Here is an 18140-nt window from a genome sequence, read left to right as displayed (position 1 = left end):
CTCGTTCACAGTCACATCCGACGCATTTTCATGTACCGGCGCGCGTCCGGGATGTTGACGAGACCGACGGCCACACCTGCGACGACGACGGCTGCGATGACGGTCACGGCGGCCCATCCCACTACGTTCATGTCGAACTCCTTTCGTCGAGTGGTTCCACTTCATCGGGCGCGAAGTACAGGTACCGGCCGTAGGCGTCGTGCAGGTCGGCGGCGGGGTCGTCCTCGAGGACGACGCCGACGTGCCGGTCGCCGTCGACGTCCTCGTGCACCGAGGTGACCCGCGCGACCCTGTCGGCGTAGAAGAGGTCTTGGGCATCGGCCCGCCGTGACGGATGCAGCCGCACCCTGCTGCCGCGGCTCACCCGTCTGCCATTGACAACGATCGCGTCGAAGTCTGGGCGAACCGCGGTGTCCGCCTTCGGGTCCCACCAATCCACGTCCGCGGGCACCTCGGGTATCAGCCCATGCGGATCACGCAGCACACCGTGAAGATCCAGCATTGCCTCCGGTGACATCGCGTCGCATCGGTCGATGATCTGAGCGGCGCGCGGATCGGTGGCGCGGGCCTGCGCCTTCTCCTCGTCGGTCATGGTCATCACCCGCAGCGTGAGGATCTCGTCGATCTCCGTGGAGTCGTACAGTGCGCCCTTGCTCTGTTCGGCGATCTCGGGATGGTCGTAGAGGATGATCGGGGAGACCAGGACGAGGTCTCGGGTGCCCGGTGGGCCCGCAAGCACGGGGAAGCAGCGGTGGTGCCTGCAGCGCGCCGCGGCAGCGGCCGCTGAATCGGGTGGCTCCAGCAGCGATACGAACTCCCCACCGGTCACCGCGACCAGTAGGTGCGTGCCGATCAGCGACGTCGCGATCGCGTCGTCTTTGTCGGCCGCGGGCGCGGCGGTGTTACGCACGGTCAGCGAAAGTCGCATCAGGTCGCCGTCGACCTCGGCGGAAACGTCGAGTTGGCCGTGCAACGCGCGGCGGGTCCGGACCAGCCTGCCCCCGTCGACGTTTTCGATGTCAGTCCCTGCGGGCACCGAAATGTCAACGGTGCGGGGCAGGCTGGTGAGCGGCAACGAGGGGATGACGGTTTCGCATTCGACGGCCTCGTCCCAAGTGAGCCATTCGGTGCCCGCGCCGTCCCGGTGTTGTAGTTGCAGGAACCGGATCACCCCTGACAGGGCCGGGGCGCCGATCGGGCGCACCAGCACCTGCGCGGACAGGGTGTCCTCCTCGCCGATGCCGGTGGCCGCTGCGCCCTGCGGTCCCAGCACACCGAACTGCCAGCGCGACTGGTTCTTTCTCGAGCTGGCCCGGTACGGATACAGCAGATACCCCTCGTAGAGCACCGCGTCGGCGACGGCGCGGGCATGGTCCCAGCCGGCGGTCATGAGAGCTCCCTGGCTGCCGAGTTCTGCGCCAACAGCGAGGCGATGGCCTCGTCGAAGCCGAGCAGGCCGCGCGCCGAGCGGTAGGCGGCCAGCGCGTCGATGGTGTCGCGGTCCAACCGCAGCCATCCCGTGTTCGGGAAGTGCTGCCGAATCAGATCGCGCCACACCGACACCGGCATGTCGTAGCGCTCCTCGCGGTCCCACGGCACCTGCTGGACGGCGAAGCCGTTGCTGCCGCGTTCGAAAACCGTTCCGCTGAACAGGAATTGCAGCGGTATGGCGCCGTCCCGCAACGCGTGCAGGTACTTCGACGCCGCCACCTCGAAGTCGTAGGTGCATTCCAGCGGCAGCTGCACCTGGGTGGTACCGGTGAAGCCCGGCACCATCGCGGCCGCGTGCTGCCACAGGAACGAGTGCTGTGTGGCAGCCCAACGGTCGCGCGGCCCGAACAGGTCCACCAGTTCGGCGGCCTCGTCGTCGGAATACTGGCGGCGCGACGGCTCGATGCGGACCTGACAGCGCAGGGCGATCGCGTGTACGTCGGCGACCGAGGCGATGCCCACCCGCGCCATCAGGATCGGCGTCACGGCATACGGTTCGGGCGTGACGTCGACGACGGCGAAGGTGATGTCGGTCATGAGCGGTCGACCACCTTGCTGCGGCGCTCGAGGCGTTCGAAGAACTCGTCGACATATCTGCGTGCATCCTGTCCGCCGTCGAACCCCCGCCACAGCATCCGTAGCGTGCCGACGAATTCGTAGCAGGCATCGATCGGCACCAGATAGGCCTGCGGTTCGGCGGATTCGTGCTCGGGCACCCGAATCAGCAGCGCTTCGGTGTCCTTGGCGATGGCGTCCACCCGGGGATCGGCGGTGCGAATGTCGTTCCACGCCCGCAGATTTAGTTCGGATTCGGTGGCGCCTGCCGGTCCGGGATAGAACGCCACGGTCCGGCCCAGCGTCGAGTTGTGGAAGAAGAACGCCAACCCGACCGGGATCTGCAAGGCCTCCCAGGCCCGGCGGTCGAGCGCGAAATCTACGAACGCGAGGTAGCGGTCGGGGATGGCGCGATAGCGCAACTCGGCCATGGTGTCGGTGAACAGCAGATAACAGCCGCGGCAGACGCACATCAGTTGTCTGCCTTCCAGATTCACCACATGCTGATGCTCGTCGGCGATGGCCTCGGCGCACATCTCGCACCGTTCACCGGCGGCCTGAGGCGCTCCGCGGCTCGCACGGATCCGGGCGAGCACGTCGACCACGTCGCCGTCCATCAGGCCACCACCTCACCGACGGCCATCGACAGCACCCCGTCGCGCACCAGCACCGGCAGCGGATCAAGATGGCTGTCGCCTCCCACGCCTGCGCCGGCGTGAACGGCGTCGAAGCCGGCACCGCACGCCGGACAGTGCAACACCGAACCACGCAGTGGCGCACCGGCCATCGCACCGAAGCAACTGGGACACCGGTCGCGGTACGCGAACACGTCGTCACCGATCCGGCAGGCCAGCGCGGTGACGCCCGCGACACGAAAGCCGCCGACCTCACCGTCAGCGAGGTCGGCCAGTTCCGGGACGGGCTGCCACCGATGTCCGTTGCGGTGCACCCGGTGCAGCAGCGCCTCGGCCGGAATGACGCCCGTGGCGGACTCTGTCTCTGGCGCAACCACTTCGATCGAGGTGATCTCCGGTGCGGCGGCGCGCACCGCATCCTCGACCGCCAGTTCCAGCGTCACCGACGACGATGGACAACTCTTGCAACTGCCCTGGAACTGAAGCCGGACCACGCCGTCCTCGACGCCGAGCAGTGACACGTCGCCGCCATGCGACCCGAGGTAGGGCCGCACGCTGTCCAGCGCATCGGACACCCGTCGCACCACGTCGTGCGGATGCAGACCGTGCACCAGCAGCAGGCTGGCCACCAGGTCGTCGGCCGCAAACCGGTCCGCCAGAACCGGATCCGCGGCCAACGCCACGTCCATCATCCGCTCCAGCACCGCCCCGTACAGGTCGGTCACCTCACGGACCAGTTGTTCGGCGCGTTCCCGCGCGACCGCGCCGCCCGAAGACGACGCGTCGAGCAGGGTTTGGATTCGCTCGCCCGCTGTGCGCCACTGCGCGTCGTCTTGGGAATCGGTGAGACCTGGCAGTGTCGGCGGGGCCATCCGCTATTCCCCGGTCAGCGATTGGGTGGGGGAGTGCAGCAGATCCAGTGACTTACCCTTGCCGAGGTACATGTGCACCCCGCACGGCAGACACGGATCGAAGCTGCGAACCGTGCGCATGACGTCGATGCCCTTGAAGTGCTCCCTATCGTTCTCCTCGAAGATCGGCTGGCCCTGCACCGCGTCCTCGTACGGGCCCGGAGTGCCGTAGCTGTCGCGCGCACTGGCGTTCCACGGCGTCGGCGGATACGGGTGGTAGTTCGCGATCTTGCCGTCGCGAATGACCATGTGGTGGGACAGCACTCCGCGGACCGCCTCGGTGAAACCGCATCCGATGCCCTCCTCGGGCACCTCGAACTTCTCCCACGTCTTGGTGCGGCCTGCGCGGATCTCGGTCAGTGCCTTCTCCGCGAAGTGCAGCGCGCACGCCGCGGCGTAGGCCTGGAAGTAGGTCCTGGCCCGGTTGCGCTCGAGGGTGTTGCTGCCGTACTGCGGCACCTTCCACTCCAACGACACCGGGCCCTTGAGCGCGGTCTTCGGCAGGTTGATCTGCACGCTGCTGCCGGTGGCCTTGACATAGCCGATGTCCACCAGGCCGGCGAGCGCGGTGGACCACAGCCGGGCCAGCGGACCGCCACCGGTGTCCAGCGCCAGGTGGTCCTTGCCGTCGAACCACCGCGGCGACATCACCCAGCTGTACTTGTCGTCGAAGTCGCGCTTCTGCGGGCGTGGGTTGGTGTGCTGGTTCCACGGGTGCCGCCGGTCGATCGGGTTGCCGAGCGGATCGGTCTTGACGAACATCTCCTGGTCGGTCCAGTCGTCGTAGTAACTGTGGCCCAACAGGATCCGGATGCCGAGGTTGATGTCCACCAGTGAGTGGGTGTGCAGCTTGCCGTCGATGACGACCCCGGGCGTGACGAACATCGCGTCGCCCCAGCGCTGCATGTCCTTGTACTCGAAGTTGCACACCTCCGGATCCTGGAAGGATCCCCAGCAGCCCAACAAGGTGCGCCGCAGCCCCACCCGGTCGTAGCCGGGCAACGCTTCGTAGAAGAAGTCGAACAGGTCGTCGTGCATCGGCACGACCGACTTCATGAACTCGACGTACCGCATCAGCCGGGTCATGTAGTCCGTCATCAACTGCACCGTCGCGGTGGTGCCGATGCCGCCGGGATACAGCGTCGAGGGATGCACGTGCCTGCCCTCCATGAGGCAGAACATCTCTCGCGTCCACCGGCTGACCTGTAGCGCCTCCCGGTAGAACTCGCCGGTGAACGGATTGAGTGCGCGCATGATCTCGGCGATCGTGCGGTAGCCGTGCATGTCCGCATGCGGGGCTTGGGTGTTCTCGGCCTTGGCCAGCACACTCGGGTTGGTCTCGGACACCATCTTCTCGCAGTAATCCACGCCGACCAGATTCTCCTGGAAGATGTTGTGGTCGAACATGTATTCCGCGGCCTCACCGAGGTTGATGAGCCACTCACCGAGGTGCGGTGGCTTCACGCCGTATGCCATGTTCTGGCAGTAGCACGAACACGTGGCGTGGTTGTCGCCGCAGATGCCGCAGATGCGGCTGGTGATGAAGTGCGCGTCGCGGGGATCCTTGCCCTTCATGAAGATCGAATAGCCGCGGAAGATCGACGAGGTGCTGTGGCACTCGACGACCTCCCTGTTCTCGAAGTCGATCTTGGTGTAGATGCCAAGGCTGCCCACGATGCGGGTGATCGGATCCCACGCCATCTCGACCAGTTGACCGGGATCGCGCTTCACATGTGACGGCTCGGGGATGGTCGTTGTCATCGAAGTGTTCTCTTTCGTCTAATGGGCCGTCTAATAGGCAGCACCACAACATATTTCGCAAGACACGTGCGGCGGCCCGGAAGGGCCCGCGCCTACCAGGTGCGGGTCGCTCCGGTTTCGAGTTTCGTGCCGCGATGCCGCCACTTCGGTTCCTTGTCCACCGTGCGCCCCGTCACCTGGCGAAGGCTGCGGATGACCGAGCCGTACAGACCGGATGCGGTGGTAGACACCTTGCCGCCGGGCGGCTCGTCCATGAACGGCATGAACTTGTCCGGGAAGCCGGGCATGGTGCACCCGATGCAGATGCCCCCGACGTTCGGGCAGCCGCCAATTCCGTTGATCCAGCCCCGTTTCGGCACGTTGCACTTGACGACCGGTCCCCAACAGCCCAGTTTGACAATGCATTTCGGCGATCCGTACTCGGTCGCGAAATCGCCCTGCTCGTAATAGCCCGCGCGGTCGCAGCCTTCGTGCACGCTGGCGCCGAACAGCCATTTCGGCCGCAACGCGTCGTCAAGCGGAATCATCGGTGCCTGATCGGTCGCCATGTAGAGCAGATATGTCAGCGTCTCGGCGAGATTGTCCGGATGGATCGGGCAGCCCGGCACACATACGATCGGGATGCCGGCCTTGCTCTTCCAGTCCCAGCCGAGGTAATCGGGCACACCCATCGCGCCGGTCGGATTCCCTGCCATCGCGTGGATGCCGCCGTAGGTGGCGCAGGTGCCGGCCGCGACGACCGCGGTGGCCTTCGGGGTCAACCGGTCCAGCCATTCGCTTGTCGTCATCGGCTGCCCGGTCGCGGGGTCGTTGCCGAACCCGCACCAGTAGCCCTCGTCCTTGATCTGCTCATTTGGAATGGACCCCTCGACAACGAGAACGAACGGGTCGAGTTCACCCCGGTCGGCCTTGAAAAACCATTCCAAAAAATCGTCTGCGCCCCCATTTGGTCCGCACTCGAAATCGATCAGGGGCCAGTGGACGGCGATCTTGGGTAGCCCGGGGAGCGCGCCAAGCGCGATCTCCTCGATGCTGGGTTGGGTGGCGGCAGTCAACGCCACCGAATCACCGTCACAACTCAAGCCCGCGTTGATCCAAAGAACGTGAATCAACGCCTCTTCCGCTTTGACTGCTGCTTCGCTTGGCATGCGTAACAGCTTTCTCGGGGCCGGGGCTGGCGGCTCCCGTAGCAGGAACAAGCGGCGCCGATTTCTTCAGCACCAAACCTGGGTTTACTCCCGGCCCAATGTCTTGTCAACGGGTCTTAGGGACATTAGGCGCTGTTTGCCAGAACCCTGATTTCCGTGCGGATCCAGTCGTACCATGCCGCCAGTCCCTCGCCGCTCGTCGCGGAAACCGGCAAGATCTCCACGCGCGGGTTCACAGACCGCGCGAAACCGAAACACGTTTCAAGATCGAAGTTTACGTACGGAACGAGATCGATCTTGTTGATCACCACCAGTCCTGCGGCGGCGAACATGTGCGGGTACTTCAACGGCTTGTCGTGACCTTCGGTCACCGAGATCACCACGACTTTGCTGCGCTCACCGAGATCGAACAGCGCCGGACACACCAGATTGCCGACGTTCTCGATGAAGAGCAGTGACCTCGGATCCGGTTCCAAGGCGTGAAGTGCGCGGTGAACCATATCGGCGTCGAGGTGACAGCCGGCGCCGGTGTTCACTTGGACGGCGCGAGCGCCCGCGGCCCGGATTCGCTCGGCGTCGAGCAGCGTTTCCTGATCGCCCTCGATGACGGCGACGGGATAGTCGCCACCAAGCTCGCGAACCGTGCGTTCGAGCAGTGTCGTCTTACCCGCACCTGGTGAACTCGTCATGTTGAGCGCCAGGATCGCCCGCTCGGCCAGCCACTGCCGGTTGTGTTCGGCGATCTCATCGTTTCGTGCGAGCACCTTCTGCTCGAGCGTGACCGTCTCGGTGTGCGGTCCGTGGTCGTGCGGGTGCGCGCCTGAAGCGACCATGACGGTCGCGCCGTCGTCGCCGCACCCGCATGTCGCGCACATGTCAGCTCACTTCCATCGACAGGATTCTCAAGTCTCGTCCCGCGAGCACCTCGACATCGGCACTGCCGCACGGGCACAACAGGATCAGGTCCGGTAGTTCGAACGTCTGACCGCAGGTGCGACAGCGGGCCGCGCCGGGTTGGACGGCGAGGTCGAGGCGGGCGCCGTCGGCGACGGTGCCTTCGGTGGCGAGGTCGAAACAGAACCGCATGGCGTCGGGCACGACCGCGCACAGGGCGCCGACTTCGACCTTGACGCTGTGCACATGGCGACCCGCGGCGTGCTCACACACCGCGTCGACGACACTCTGCGTGATCGCCATCTCGTGCATGTCGGTCCGTTCTGGCCGGATGACTCACGATAGGACTCGTGTCGGGGACCGGTCCAGCGATCCGGTCAAGCCGTGACTTCTGCGAACACCCGCTGGAGGAATTCGACTTGATCCGCTTTGGCTTTCGGATCGTGATAGATCGCGAAGTGTCCGTAGGGGTAGCGGCGCAGCTCACCGCGGGGCGCCCGGTGCGCCGCCTTGATCGTCGACCCCGGCGGTGTGGTGGTGTCGCCTTCGCAGACGCAGATCAGCAGTGGCATCGCCAGTCGCTTGGTGCCGATGCCGGGCCGGTAGAACGGGAATCGCAGCATCAACCGAGCAGTGAATTCGTTGCGCCACAGTGAGTTCGGCGGCACGATCGCGTCGAAGCCGGGTTTGGCGTCGGGTTCGGTCATCGCCGCGAAGGTGCCGGGCGCCCCGACGGCGGGCACCAGGATGGGCGGGCGGCCGCGCCATGCCCACCACTGGTCTCGCAGCCCGAGAAGCAGCAGTCGGGCACTGGTTTTCGGTGGCACTTTCATCATGGCGGGGATGGCATCGGTGAACGGCGCCTGGGCGACCACCGCCGCGACACGGGGATCACCTGCCGCGACGGCCAGCACATGACCGCCGCTGAACGACGAACCCCACAACACGATTCGGTCGGGGTCGACGCCGTCGAGTCGGCGGGCCCAGGCCACGACCGCGCGGTAGTCGTCGTGCTGGCGGCCGATGTCGAGCAGTTGGCGCGGTTGACCCGTCGACGCGCCGAAGTGCCGGTAGTCGAACACGACGACGGCGAATCCGGCATCGCGGAACGCCTCGGCGTAGGCGGGCAGTCCGTCGTCGCGGGTGGCGGAGAACCCGTGCGCCATCACGACGCAGGGCACGGCGCCGTCGGTGGCCTCGGGCCGGTAGAGATAGGCGGCGATCTGCTCGCCGCGGTACGGGATGCGGACGTCAGTTGGCGCGGTCATAAGGGCGAATCTATCCCCGCCGCGGTCCGTACGGCGTGTCTTCTTGAATCGAACAGGTGTTCGTCTACTGTGAACAGTGTTCGACGGCTAGATGCTGGTCAGGCCGACTTGTCGGTGGCGGCCTCTAGCGTCACGGCCAACTGATCGACCACCGATCAACCGAACAGCTGACTAGGACGGAGCACCCCATGGCGCAGGCACCTGATCGCGAGAAAGCCCTCGAACTGGCGCTCGCACAAATTGAGAAGAGTCACGGCAAGGGCTCGGTGATGCGGCTCGGCGAGGAGGTGCGTCAGCCGATCTCCGTCATTCCCACCGGGTCGATCGCGCTGGACGTGGCGCTCGGCATCGGCGGGTTGCCGCGCGGCCGGGTCGTCGAGATCTACGGCCCGGAATCCTCAGGTAAGACCACCGTCGCGCTGCACGCGGTGGCCAACGCGCAGGCCGCGGGCGGCATCGCGGCGTTCATCGACGCCGAGCACGCACTGGATCCGGAGTACGCCAAGAAGCTCGGGGTGGACACCGATTCGCTGCTGGTGTCCCAGCCGGACACCGGTGAGCAGGCGCTGGAGATCGCCGACATGCTGATCCGGTCCGGCGCAATCGACATTCTCGTCATCGACTCGGTGGCCGCGCTGGTGCCGCGCGCGGAAATCGAGGGTGAGATGGGCGACAGCCACGTCGGTCTGCAAGCCCGGTTGATGAGCCAGGCGCTGCGGAAGATGACTGGCGCACTGAACAATGCGGGCACCACCGCCATCTTCATCAACCAGCTCCGCGAGAAGATCGGCGTGATGTTCGGGAGTCCTGAAACGACAACGGGCGGAAAGGCTTTGAAGTTCTACGCCTCGGTCCGGATGGACGTCAGGCGGATCGAGACGCTGAAAGACGGCACCGACGCTGTCGGTAACCGCACCCGCGTCAAGGTCGTCAAGAACAAGGTGTCGCCGCCGTTCAAGCAGGCCGAGTTCGACATCCTCTACGGCAAGGGCATCAGCAAGGAAGGCTCGCTCATCGACATGGGTGTCGAGCACGGCTTCATCCGCAAGTCCGGCTCATGGTTCACCTATGAAGGCGAGCAGTTGGGCCAGGGCAAGGAGAACGCCCGCAACTTCCTGCTGGAGAACGTCGACGTGGCCAACGAGATCGAGAAGAAGATCAAGGAAAAGCTCGGCATCGGTGCCGACGTGACAGCCACCCCGACCGACGATGACGTCCTGCCCGCCCCAGTCGACTTCTGAGGCGGGCGCGCCCAAACGTGAGGAGCAGGCGCACGATCTCTGTCTGCGCCTGCTCACCGTGAGGGCACGCACCCGCGCCGAGCTCGAAGCGCAGTTGGCCAAGCGGGGCTACCCCGACGACGTCAGCGGGCGTGTGCTCGACAGGCTCGCCGAGATGGGCCTGGTCGACGACGCCGATTTCGCCGAGCAGTGGGTGCGGTCGCGCCGGGCCAACGCCGGAAAGGGCAAGCGCGCGTTGGCAGCTGAGCTGCGCACCAAGGGTGTCGACAATGACGTCATCACCGCGACGCTCGCCGATATCGACGCCGGGGCGGAACGCGAGCGCGCCGAGCAATTGGTGCGTGACAAGCTGCGCCGGGAGAAACTCGTCGACGGCGACGACGCCAAGGTCGTGCGGCGACTCGTCGGGATGCTCGCTCGCCGCGGCTACAGCCAGTCGATGGCGTTCGACGTGGTCAAAGTGGAACTCGCCGCCGAACAGGAACGTCGACGCGTCTAGCGCACGCACGGCATACTTGCGCAGATGCTGCTTTCCGCCAAGCTCGCGCCGACGTTCGATTACCCGGTGCTGCAGGAGTTCTGGACTCACGCCGACGAGTTGGGCTTTCACTCGGTGGCCAACTACGACCACTTCTACGGGTTGACCGACCACACCGACCCGACGTTCGAAGCATGGACGTCGTTGGCGGCCATGGCGGCAGTCGTACGGCGGGCGCGGGTGAGCTGTCTGGTCAGCGGCGTGGCGTACCGCAATCCGGCGGTACTGGCGAAGATGGCGGTGACGGTCGACCACATCAGCGGTGGCCGACTGGATTTCGGCCTCGGCGCGGGCTGGCACGAGGAGGAGCACCGCGGCTACGGACTCGACTTTCCCGGCCCGGGTGTGCGCGTCGACATGCTCGACGAGGCGCTGACGATCATCCGCAGGCTGTGGACCGAGGACGCGGTGACGTTCGACGGCAGGCACTACCGCCTAAACGATGCGCCGTGCAATCCGAAGCCGCTGCAGCAACCGCACCCGCCGATCGTCGTCGGCGGTGAGAAGCCCAACATGTTGCGCGTCATCGCCCGGCACGCCGACGAGTGGAACGTGCCCAGCCATGGCGACATCGAGGCGTGGGCCGAGACCAGCGCACGCCTCGACGACGCGTGCGCGGAGGTCGGTCGCGATCCCGCCGAGATCCGTCGCTCCATCCAACTGTTCGTTCGGCCTGCCCAGCCGGGGCATCTCGAAGAGCAGTTGGCGCATCTTGGCGAGCTGGTAGACCGCGGCTGCGAGCACGTGGTGTTGTCGTTCTACCAACCGCCGACCGGGCAGCAACTCGAGCGCTGCGCCGAGTTTCTGTAACTCAGATGGTGCCGCCGGCACCAGCCCCGAACGAGCCCTGCGTGACGGGCTGGATGTGCATCGGCTCGGGCCCGCGGCGGGATCGGCGCATCCGGCCTTCCAGCCACGTCGCGAACCAGGACAGCGTGAAGTTCACCGCGATCATCAACACCGCGATGACGATCAGCGCGGGAACGTAGTTGCCGTACGCGGATCCGACCTGGGTGCCCTGGCGCACCATCTCCAGGAAGGTGATCTGGTAGCCGATCGCGGTGTCCTTGAGGACGACCACCATCTGTGAGATCAGCACCGGCAACATCGACGTGATGGCCTGCGGCAGCAGGATCGACCGCATGGTCTGCCCCCACCGCAGCCCCAGCGCGGACGCGGCCTCGGACTGCCCGCGGGGCAGCGCGTTGACCCCGGCCCGGACGATCTCGGCGATCACCGCGCCGTTGTACAGCGTCAGTCCGGTGATCACACCCGCCAGCGCCAGTTGCTTGGACGGGAACACGTCATAGGTCGCGTACAGGAAGTAGGCGAAGATCATCATGATCAGCACCGGCACGGCGCGGAAGAACTCCACGAACACCGCCGAGGGCCAGCGGACCGCCGGGTGGGTGGACAGCCGGCCAACCCCCAGCAGGAAGCCCAGCGCCAACGCCAGCACGATCGACACCGCGGCCGCCGTCAGCGTGCCCTGCACGCCCGGCAGGATGTAGGTCTTCCACAGGTTGGCCGACAGGAACGGCTCCCACTTCGCCGCGGTCAGTTGGCCCTTGGACTGCAGCTTCGAATACACCACCCACAGCACCAGCAGGGTGACGATCACCGTCACGACCGACACGATGCGGTTGCGGACCAACGCCCGCGGTCCCGGCGCGTCGAACAGAACCGACGACCCAGTCACCTGGCCACCGCCAACCGTTTCCCGAGCCAGCCGAAGAACAGCCCCATCGGCAGCGTCAAGATGACGAACCCGAACATGAAGATGCCGCCGATGTAGATCAGCGCGGCCTCGTTCTCGATCATCTCCTTCATCAGCAACGCCGCCTCGGCCACGCCGATCGCCGACGCGATCGTGGTGTTCTTCGTCAACGCGATCAGCACCGAACCGAGCGGGTTGATCACTGCACGAAAAGCCTGCGGTAGCAGAATGATTCGCAGATTCTGCCCGAACGTCAGCCCGAGTGACCGCGCCGCCTCGGCCTGGCCGAGCGGCACGGTGTTCACCCCGGAGCGCACTGTCTCACAGACGAATGACGCTGTGTAGACCACGAATCCGAGTACCGCCAGCCGAAAGTTGCTGTCCTCGATCGATGTCAGCGACTTCGAGTCCACCAACGTGATGCCCAGCGTCTGCGACAGGCCGAACGAGCAGAACAAGATGATCAGCGTCAGCGGAGTGTTGCGGACCACGTTGACGTAGGCCGTCCCGATCCAGTTGAGCATCGGAACGGGCGAAAGCCGCATGGCCGCCAACAGGGTGCCCAGGATCAACGCCCCGACGGCCGACAGCGCCGTCAGCTGGATGGTCGTCCAGAACGCTCCAAGGACGTCGTAGGAACTCGTGCCGAAACGAATCACCTGGCGCCTTTACCGGGTCAGCAGGCGGCGGGAGTCGGCGGTGTCGGAGCGGTGAGACCGGCGGGCCCGAGATTCTTGTCCCACGCGGCCTTCCACGCGCCGTCCGACTCCATCTTCTTGATCGCGTCGGTGATCTTGGTGCACAGGTCGGTGTCACCCTTCTTCAGGCCGATGCCGTAGTTCTCCTCGGAGAACGGCTTGCCGACGATCTTGAACGCACCGGGGCTCTGCGCCGCGTAGCCGGCCAGGATCACCTCATCGGTGGTCACCGCGTCGATGGCGCCGTTCTTCAGAGCTTCGACGCACGCCGAATAGGTGTCGTACTGCTGCAGCTGAACACCGGGGTACTTGTCCTTGATCCGCTGCGCCGGCGTGGAGCCCGACACCGAGCACAGCTTCTTGTTGTTCTGCAACGACTCGGGGCCCGTGATGTCGGCGTTGTCAGCCTTGACCAGCAGGCTCTGCCCGGTGACCAGATACGGTCCGGCGAAGCTGACCTTCTCCTTGCGGGCATCGGTGATCGAGTAGGTCGCGACGATGAACTTGACCTGGTCGTTCTGGATCAGCGTTTCGCGCTGGCCCGACGGCGATTCCTTCCACTCGATCTTGCCCTCGTCGTAGCCGAGTTCCTTGGCGACGTACTTCGCGACGTCGACGTCGAACCCGCTCATCGTCCCGTCGGGATTCTTCAGGCCGAGGCCCGGCTGATCGAACTTCGTGCCGATGACGATCTTGTCGCCACCGCCGCCACCGCCGCCGCCGCACGCGGTCGCCGCCAACGGCAGGGCGATGGCCAGCGTGACGGCACCTATGACGCGCATCGAGATGGACCGCATGGTTTTTCCGTTCCTTTCGCGGGGTTAGTGCTTCAGGATCTTGCTGAGGAAGTCTTTGGCTCGGTCGGATTTCGGGTTCTCGAAGAAGTCGGCCGGCTCGGACGCCTCGACGATCGCGCCGTCGGCCATGAACACCACGCGATTGGCTGCGCCTCGGGCGAAGCCCATCTCGTGGGTGACCACCACCATGGTCATGCCGTCCCTGGCCAACCCGGTCATGACGTTCAGCACCTCGCTGATCATCTCCGGGTCGAGCGCGCTGGTCGGCTCGTCGAACAACATCACCTTCGGATTCATCGCCAGCGAGCGGGCGATCGCGACGCGCTGCTGCTGCCCGCCCGAGAGCTGTGCCGGATACTTGTCGGCCTGGTTGGCCACCCCGACCCGCTCGAGCAACTCCATAGCCTTCGCGCGCGCCTTGTCCTTGGACACCTTGCGCACCTTCATCGGCGCCAGCATGACGTTGTCCAGAATTGTCTTGTGCGCGAACAGATTGAAGGACTGGAACACCATGCCGACGTCGGAACGCAACTGCGCCAGCTTCCGACCTTCCGCGGGAAGCACCTCGCCGTCGATCGCGATGGTGCCCTCGTCGATGGGTTCGAGCCGATTGATGGTGCGGCACAACGTCGACTTCCCCGACCCGGACGGCCCGAGCACGACGATCACCTGTCCGCGATCGACCTCCAGGTTGATGTCTTTGAGCACATGGAGGCTGCCGAAGTGCTTGTTGACGCCCTTGATAGAGATCATCGGCGCGCCTGACGGAGTCGATTTCACCACTTCCGCATCGGTCCCCGTGGCTTCCATGGGTGCAGACATTACCCAGGGAATGCCCAGCTTGCCTGCAACTCGCCAATCCACCCCGATCGCCATGTCGGCACATCCGTACCATGGGTCCGTGACTTCGGTGGTGGCGCAGCATGCGACAGCAGGCTCTGCTGTTCGCTCGCCGGCGCGCACCTACCAGGTCCGCACCTACGGCTGCCAGATGAATGTGCACGACTCCGAACGGCTGGCCGGGTTGCTGGAAGCGGCGGGCTATGAGCGCGCGGCCGACGGATCCGACGCCGATGTGGTGGTGTTCAACACCTGCGCCGTGCGCGAGAACGCTGACAACAAGCTGTACGGAAACCTGAGCCACCTCGCGCCGCGCAAGCAGACCGACCCCGATATGCAGATCGCCGTCGGCGGCTGTCTGGCGCAGAAAGACCGCGACACCGTGCTGTCCAAGGCGCCGTGGGTCGACGTCGTGTTCGGCACCCACAACATCGGGTCGCTGCCGACGCTGCTCGAGCGGGCGCGCCACAATCGCACGGCCCAGGTCGAAATCGTCGAAGCCCTGGAGGAATTCCCGTCGGCGTTGCCTGCGGCCCGCGAATCCGCCTACGCCGCTTGGGTTTCCATCTCCGTCGGTTGCAACAACACGTGCACGTTCTGCATCGTGCCCGCGCTGCGCGGCAAAGAGGTCGACCGTAGACCGGGCGACGTGCTGGCCGAAGTGCAGACCCTTGTCGACCAGGGCGTGCTCGAAGTGACGCTGCTCGGTCAGAACGTCAACGCTTACGGGGTCTCGTTCGCCGACCCGGAGCAGCCGCGTGACCGCGGCGCGTTCGCCAAGTTGCTGCGCGCCTGCGGCCGGATCGACGGCCTCGAGCGGGTGCGGTTCACCTCGCCGCACCCCGCCGAGTTCACCGACGACGTGATCGAGGCGATGGCGCAGACGCCGAATGTCTGTCCGACGCTGCACATGCCGCTGCAATCCGGCTCCGACCGGATCCTGCGCGCCATGCGGCGGTCCTACCGCGCCGAGAAGTATCTCGGCATCATCGACCGTGTCCGGGCGGCCATCCCGCACGCCGCGATCACCACCGACTTGATCGTCGGGTTTCCCGGCGAGACCGAGGAGGACTTCGCGGCCACCCTCGAGGTGGTCGAGCGGGCCAGGTTCTCCAGTGCATTCACCTTCCAGTACTCGAAGCGGCCTGGGACCCCCGCCGCCGAGTTGGCCGACCAGCTGCCGAAAGCCATTGTCCAGGAACGCTATCAGCGGCTCATCGAGCTGCAGGAGCGCATCTCGCTGGAGGAGAACACCGCCCAGATCGGGCGCACCGTGGAACTGCTGGTGGCCACCGGCGAGGGACGCAAGGACGCCAGCACCGCCCGCATGTCGGGGCGGGCCCGCGACGGCCGGTTGGTGCACTTCGACCCCGCGGGCCTCGACATCCGGCCCGGCGACGTCGTCACCGCCACCGTCACCGGTGCCGCGCCGCACCACCTGATCGCCGACGGCGGCCCGCACTCGCACCGGCGCACCAGGGCAGGCGACGCGCACGCGGCGGGACGCAAACCCCGTACGGGCGGCGTCGGCCTCGGCCTGCCCGGCGTCGGCGTGCCTGCGCAGCAGCCGAGCTCCTCCGGGTGTGCCTGTTGACCTCCGGTAAAGACAACAACGGCAAGTTCGACGAGTTCAAGGGTGACCTGGAGGCGGCCGAACGCCGGGTGGCGCGTGAAATCGACCCTGGCGGACGAGCTTTGGCGCTCGCCATCGCCGTGTTCGTGCTGCTGCTGACGTTCATCCTCCCGCACACCGGCAGCGCGAGAGGCTGGGACGTGCTGGTCGGCGACAATGCGGCGATCGCCAACGGCATCGCACTGCCGTCAAGGGTGTTCGTCTGGCTTGCCCTGGTGTTCGGCGTCGGCTTCTCCATGCTGGCGCTGCTCACCCGGCGCTGGGGGTTGGCGTGGATCGCGCTCGCCGGATCGACGGTGGCCTCGTTCACCGGCCTGCTGGCGGTGTGGTCACGGCAGACCGCCCCCGCAGACGGCCCCGGCCCCGGCATCGGCCTGATCATCGCGTGGCTCGCGGTGATCACACTGGCGTTCAACTGGGCACGGGCGGTGTGGGCGCGCACCGCGCTGCAACTCGCGGCCGAGGAGCAGCGCCGTCAGGACGCCGCCAAACGTCAGAACAAGAACTTGATGGACACCATCAACAATGACGACACCGACAACGACACCGACGACGGGCCGCCGAAGACTTAGCCCCGCTTGCCCAACGCCTGGGCCGCCGCGTCAGCCCACTGCCGCCACTGTTCGGCGTTGGCCCGCGCCTCCTCGGCGTCCTTCGTCCGTCCGGCCGCTTGCGCTTTCTCCGCCTGCCGCTCGTATTGCTCTGCGCGGGCACGGAATTGGTCCGCCCTGGCCTGTGCCTCCGGATCGACGCCGCCGGTAGGCGCGTCGCGGACCTTCTTCTCGATGGCACGCAGTCGGCGTTCCAACTCGGCGCCCCGCTCGCGGGGTACCTTGCCGATCGCGTCCCACTTCTCGCCGATGACGCGCAGCGCCGCGCGCGCGGCTTCCAGATCCGAGGTGTCGACCTTCTCGGCCTCGGCCAGCAGCGCCTCCTTGGCTTCGGCGTTCGCGCGCAACTCCGCGTCACGTTCGGAACTCGCCGCGTTGCGGGCCGAGAAGAAGATGTCCTGCGCGGCCTTGAACCGCTGCCACAGCGCGTCGTCGACGTCCTTGGCTGCGCGGCCCGCGGCCTTCCACTCGGTCAACAGGTCGCGGAACGCGGCGCTGGTCGGGCCCCAGTCCGTCGAGCCGGACAGTTCCTCGGCGCGTTCACATAGCACCTCTTTGGCCTGCCGCGCGCCCGCGCGTTCACGGTCCAGTTCGGCGAAATGCGAACCGCGGCGGCGGTTGAACGTCTCGCGCGCCGTCGAATACCGCTTCCACAACGCATCGTCGGTCTTGCGGTCCAGCCCGCTGATGGTCCGCCATTCCTCGAGGATCTCGCGCAACCGGTCGCCCGCGGCCTTCCACTGCGTCGAATTCGCCGCGATGTCCTCCGCCTCGACGGCCAACGCCTCCTTGCGGGCCGTCTGCGCGGCACGGAACTCGTCGCGCTTGGCCCGCTCGGCCTGCGCCGCTTCGTCGGCGTGTTCGACGATCGCGCTCAACCGGGCCGCCAACGCGTCGACGTCACCGAGCACATGGGCCTCCGGCAGCGTCTCGGCGAGCGCCGCCGCGGCGGCCTTGATCTTGCGCGCGTCGCCCGTCCCCGACTCCAACCGGCGCTCCATCAGCGCCACCTCGGTGTGCAGATCGTCGAAGCGACGGCCGAAGTGCTCGAACGCCGCCTCGGGGTCACCGGCCTGCCACGAGCCGATCACCCGTTCACCGGCGGCGGTGATCAGCCAGACGGTGCCGTCGGCGTCGACGCGGCCGAACCGGTGCGGATCGCTCGCCGCGGGCACGGCGACCGTCGGCGTCGGATGCGGCCCCGGGCGGGGCGTCGGCCGCGGCGGTCCTGGCCGGGGTGCGGGTTTGGGGACGGCGGACTGACCGCCCTGCTCGCTGGTCGTCATCTGGCGTTACCTCGACCCTCCGCGCGGGTACCCGCGCACCTGCCGCGCGACGCGGCGCCTGATACTCGACCGCTATTCAAACAGTTCGGAGCGGCACGTGCCCACGGCTTTCGCGA

19 protein-coding genes are annotated in these 18140 nt (G+C 66.3%); 5 read left to right on the top strand and 14 right to left on the bottom strand.

All coding sequences use genetic code 11. The annotated features are described in order from the left end of the window. Window positions 1-127 precede the first annotated feature (127 nt). From A5724_RS07640 to A5724_RS07600, 9 genes are all read right to left on the bottom strand, one after another. Complete coding sequence (locus A5724_RS07640) at window positions 128-1390, bottom strand: hypothetical protein (protein ID WP_067798692.1); 1263 nt, start codon at window positions 1388-1390, stop codon at window positions 128-130. After that, window positions 1387-2028, bottom strand: coding sequence for a DUF6084 family protein (locus tag A5724_RS07635; RefSeq protein ID WP_067798689.1), 642 nt, complete (start codon window positions 2026-2028; stop codon window positions 1387-1389). Before A5724_RS07635 ends, A5724_RS07640 begins: the two co-directional genes overlap by 4 nt. Beyond that, the gene (locus A5724_RS07630; protein WP_067798684.1) at window positions 2025-2663 is read right to left on the bottom strand and encodes a DUF5947 family protein; all 639 of its coding nucleotides are present in this window, start codon (window positions 2661-2663) and stop codon (window positions 2025-2027) included. The genes A5724_RS07635 and A5724_RS07630 overlap by 4 nt, the downstream gene beginning before the upstream one ends. Next, complete coding sequence (locus A5724_RS07625) at window positions 2663-3553, bottom strand: NifU family protein (RefSeq protein ID WP_067798681.1); 891 nt, start codon at window positions 3551-3553, stop codon at window positions 2663-2665. The genes A5724_RS07630 and A5724_RS07625 overlap by 1 nt, the downstream gene beginning before the upstream one ends. A 3-nt stretch (window positions 3554-3556) precedes the next feature. Continuing rightward, complete coding sequence (locus A5724_RS07620) at window positions 3557-5353, bottom strand: nickel-dependent hydrogenase large subunit (protein ID WP_067798678.1); 1797 nt, start codon at window positions 5351-5353, stop codon at window positions 3557-3559. Between the two features lie 92 nt (window positions 5354-5445). After that, window positions 5446-6501, bottom strand: coding sequence for a hydrogenase expression protein HypE (locus tag A5724_RS07615; protein ID WP_067798676.1), 1056 nt, complete (start codon window positions 6499-6501; stop codon window positions 5446-5448). A 125-nt stretch (window positions 6502-6626) separates the two neighbouring features. After that, the gene (gene hypB / locus A5724_RS07610) at window positions 6627-7376 is read right to left on the bottom strand and encodes a hydrogenase nickel incorporation protein HypB (protein ID WP_067798673.1); all 750 of its coding nucleotides are present in this window, start codon (window positions 7374-7376) and stop codon (window positions 6627-6629) included. Window position 7377: 1 nt separating this feature from the next. Then, entirely contained in the window at window positions 7378-7707 is a 330-nt protein-coding gene (locus A5724_RS07605; protein ID WP_067798670.1) for a hydrogenase maturation nickel metallochaperone HypA, read from the bottom strand. A gap of 65 nt (window positions 7708-7772) precedes the next feature. Next, window positions 7773-8663, bottom strand: coding sequence for an alpha/beta hydrolase (locus A5724_RS07600; protein ID WP_067798667.1), 891 nt, complete (start codon window positions 8661-8663; stop codon window positions 7773-7775). 188 nt (window positions 8664-8851) lie between these two features. Here A5724_RS07600 and recA point away from each other — a divergent pair, with 188 nt between their 5' ends. Genes recA through A5724_RS07585 form a run of 3 tightly spaced genes read left to right on the top strand, consistent with a single transcriptional unit; the run spans window position 8852 to window position 11252 of the window. Beyond that, entirely contained in the window at window positions 8852-9904 is a 1053-nt protein-coding gene (recA, locus tag A5724_RS07595) for a recombinase RecA (RefSeq protein WP_067798664.1), read from the top strand. Further along, window positions 9873-10403: a recombination regulator RecX gene (gene recX, locus A5724_RS07590; protein ID WP_067798661.1), complete on the top strand. Its 531-nt coding sequence runs from the start codon at window positions 9873-9875 to the stop codon at window positions 10401-10403. Before recA ends, recX begins: the two co-directional genes overlap by 32 nt. Before the next feature lie 24 nt (window positions 10404-10427). Further along, window positions 10428-11252, top strand: a complete 825-nt coding sequence (locus tag A5724_RS07585; protein WP_067798658.1) for a TIGR03560 family F420-dependent LLM class oxidoreductase — start codon at window positions 10428-10430, stop codon at window positions 11250-11252. A gap of 1 nt (window position 11253) precedes the next feature. On the opposite strand, the gene A5724_RS07580 is transcribed toward A5724_RS07585, so the two are convergent. Genes A5724_RS07580 through A5724_RS07565 form a run of 4 tightly spaced genes read right to left on the bottom strand, consistent with a single transcriptional unit; the run spans window position 11254 to window position 14407 of the window. Beyond that, complete coding sequence (locus tag A5724_RS07580) at window positions 11254-12141, bottom strand: amino acid ABC transporter permease (protein ID WP_067798655.1); 888 nt, start codon at window positions 12139-12141, stop codon at window positions 11254-11256. Next, on the bottom strand, window positions 12138-12818 hold the full coding sequence (locus A5724_RS07575; protein WP_067798652.1) for an amino acid ABC transporter permease: 681 nt from the start codon (window positions 12816-12818) through the stop codon (window positions 12138-12140). Before A5724_RS07575 ends, A5724_RS07580 begins: the two co-directional genes overlap by 4 nt. A 17-nt stretch (window positions 12819-12835) precedes the next feature. Beyond that, a complete protein-coding gene (locus A5724_RS07570; RefSeq protein WP_067798649.1) occupies window positions 12836-13654 on the bottom strand; it encodes a glutamate ABC transporter substrate-binding protein in 819 nt (272 codons plus the stop codon). Window positions 13655-13678: 24 nt separating this feature from the next. Beyond that, window positions 13679-14407 (bottom strand): amino acid ABC transporter ATP-binding protein, encoded by a 729-nt coding sequence (locus A5724_RS07565; protein WP_197518585.1) that lies wholly within the window; start codon window positions 14405-14407, stop codon window positions 13679-13681. 121 nt (window positions 14408-14528) lie between these two features. Between A5724_RS07565 and miaB the strand changes: the two genes are divergently transcribed. Both miaB and A5724_RS07555 read left to right on the top strand, forming a co-directional pair. Further along, window positions 14529-16088: a tRNA (N6-isopentenyl adenosine(37)-C2)-methylthiotransferase MiaB gene (miaB, locus tag A5724_RS07560; RefSeq protein ID WP_156752175.1), complete on the top strand. Its 1560-nt coding sequence runs from the start codon at window positions 14529-14531 to the stop codon at window positions 16086-16088. Beyond that, window positions 16085-16699, top strand: a complete 615-nt coding sequence (locus A5724_RS07555) for a hypothetical protein (protein WP_067798861.1) — start codon at window positions 16085-16087, stop codon at window positions 16697-16699. The genes miaB and A5724_RS07555 overlap by 4 nt, the downstream gene beginning before the upstream one ends. Here A5724_RS07555 and A5724_RS07550 read toward each other — a convergent pair. Further along, window positions 16696-18024 (bottom strand): DUF349 domain-containing protein, encoded by a 1329-nt coding sequence (locus tag A5724_RS07550; RefSeq protein ID WP_067798643.1) that lies wholly within the window; start codon window positions 18022-18024, stop codon window positions 16696-16698. The two genes, A5724_RS07555 and A5724_RS07550, sit on opposite strands and share 4 nt — an antisense overlap. Window positions 18025-18140: the final 116 nt, after the last annotated feature.

Origin of the sequence: Mycobacterium sp. ACS1612 (assembly GCF_001667505.1) — a bacterium.
GTDB lineage: Bacteria > Actinomycetota > Actinomycetes > Mycobacteriales > Mycobacteriaceae > Mycobacterium.
The sequence above is the reverse complement of the archived record's forward strand: the minus strand, read 5'-3'. Positions and strand labels throughout refer to the sequence as shown.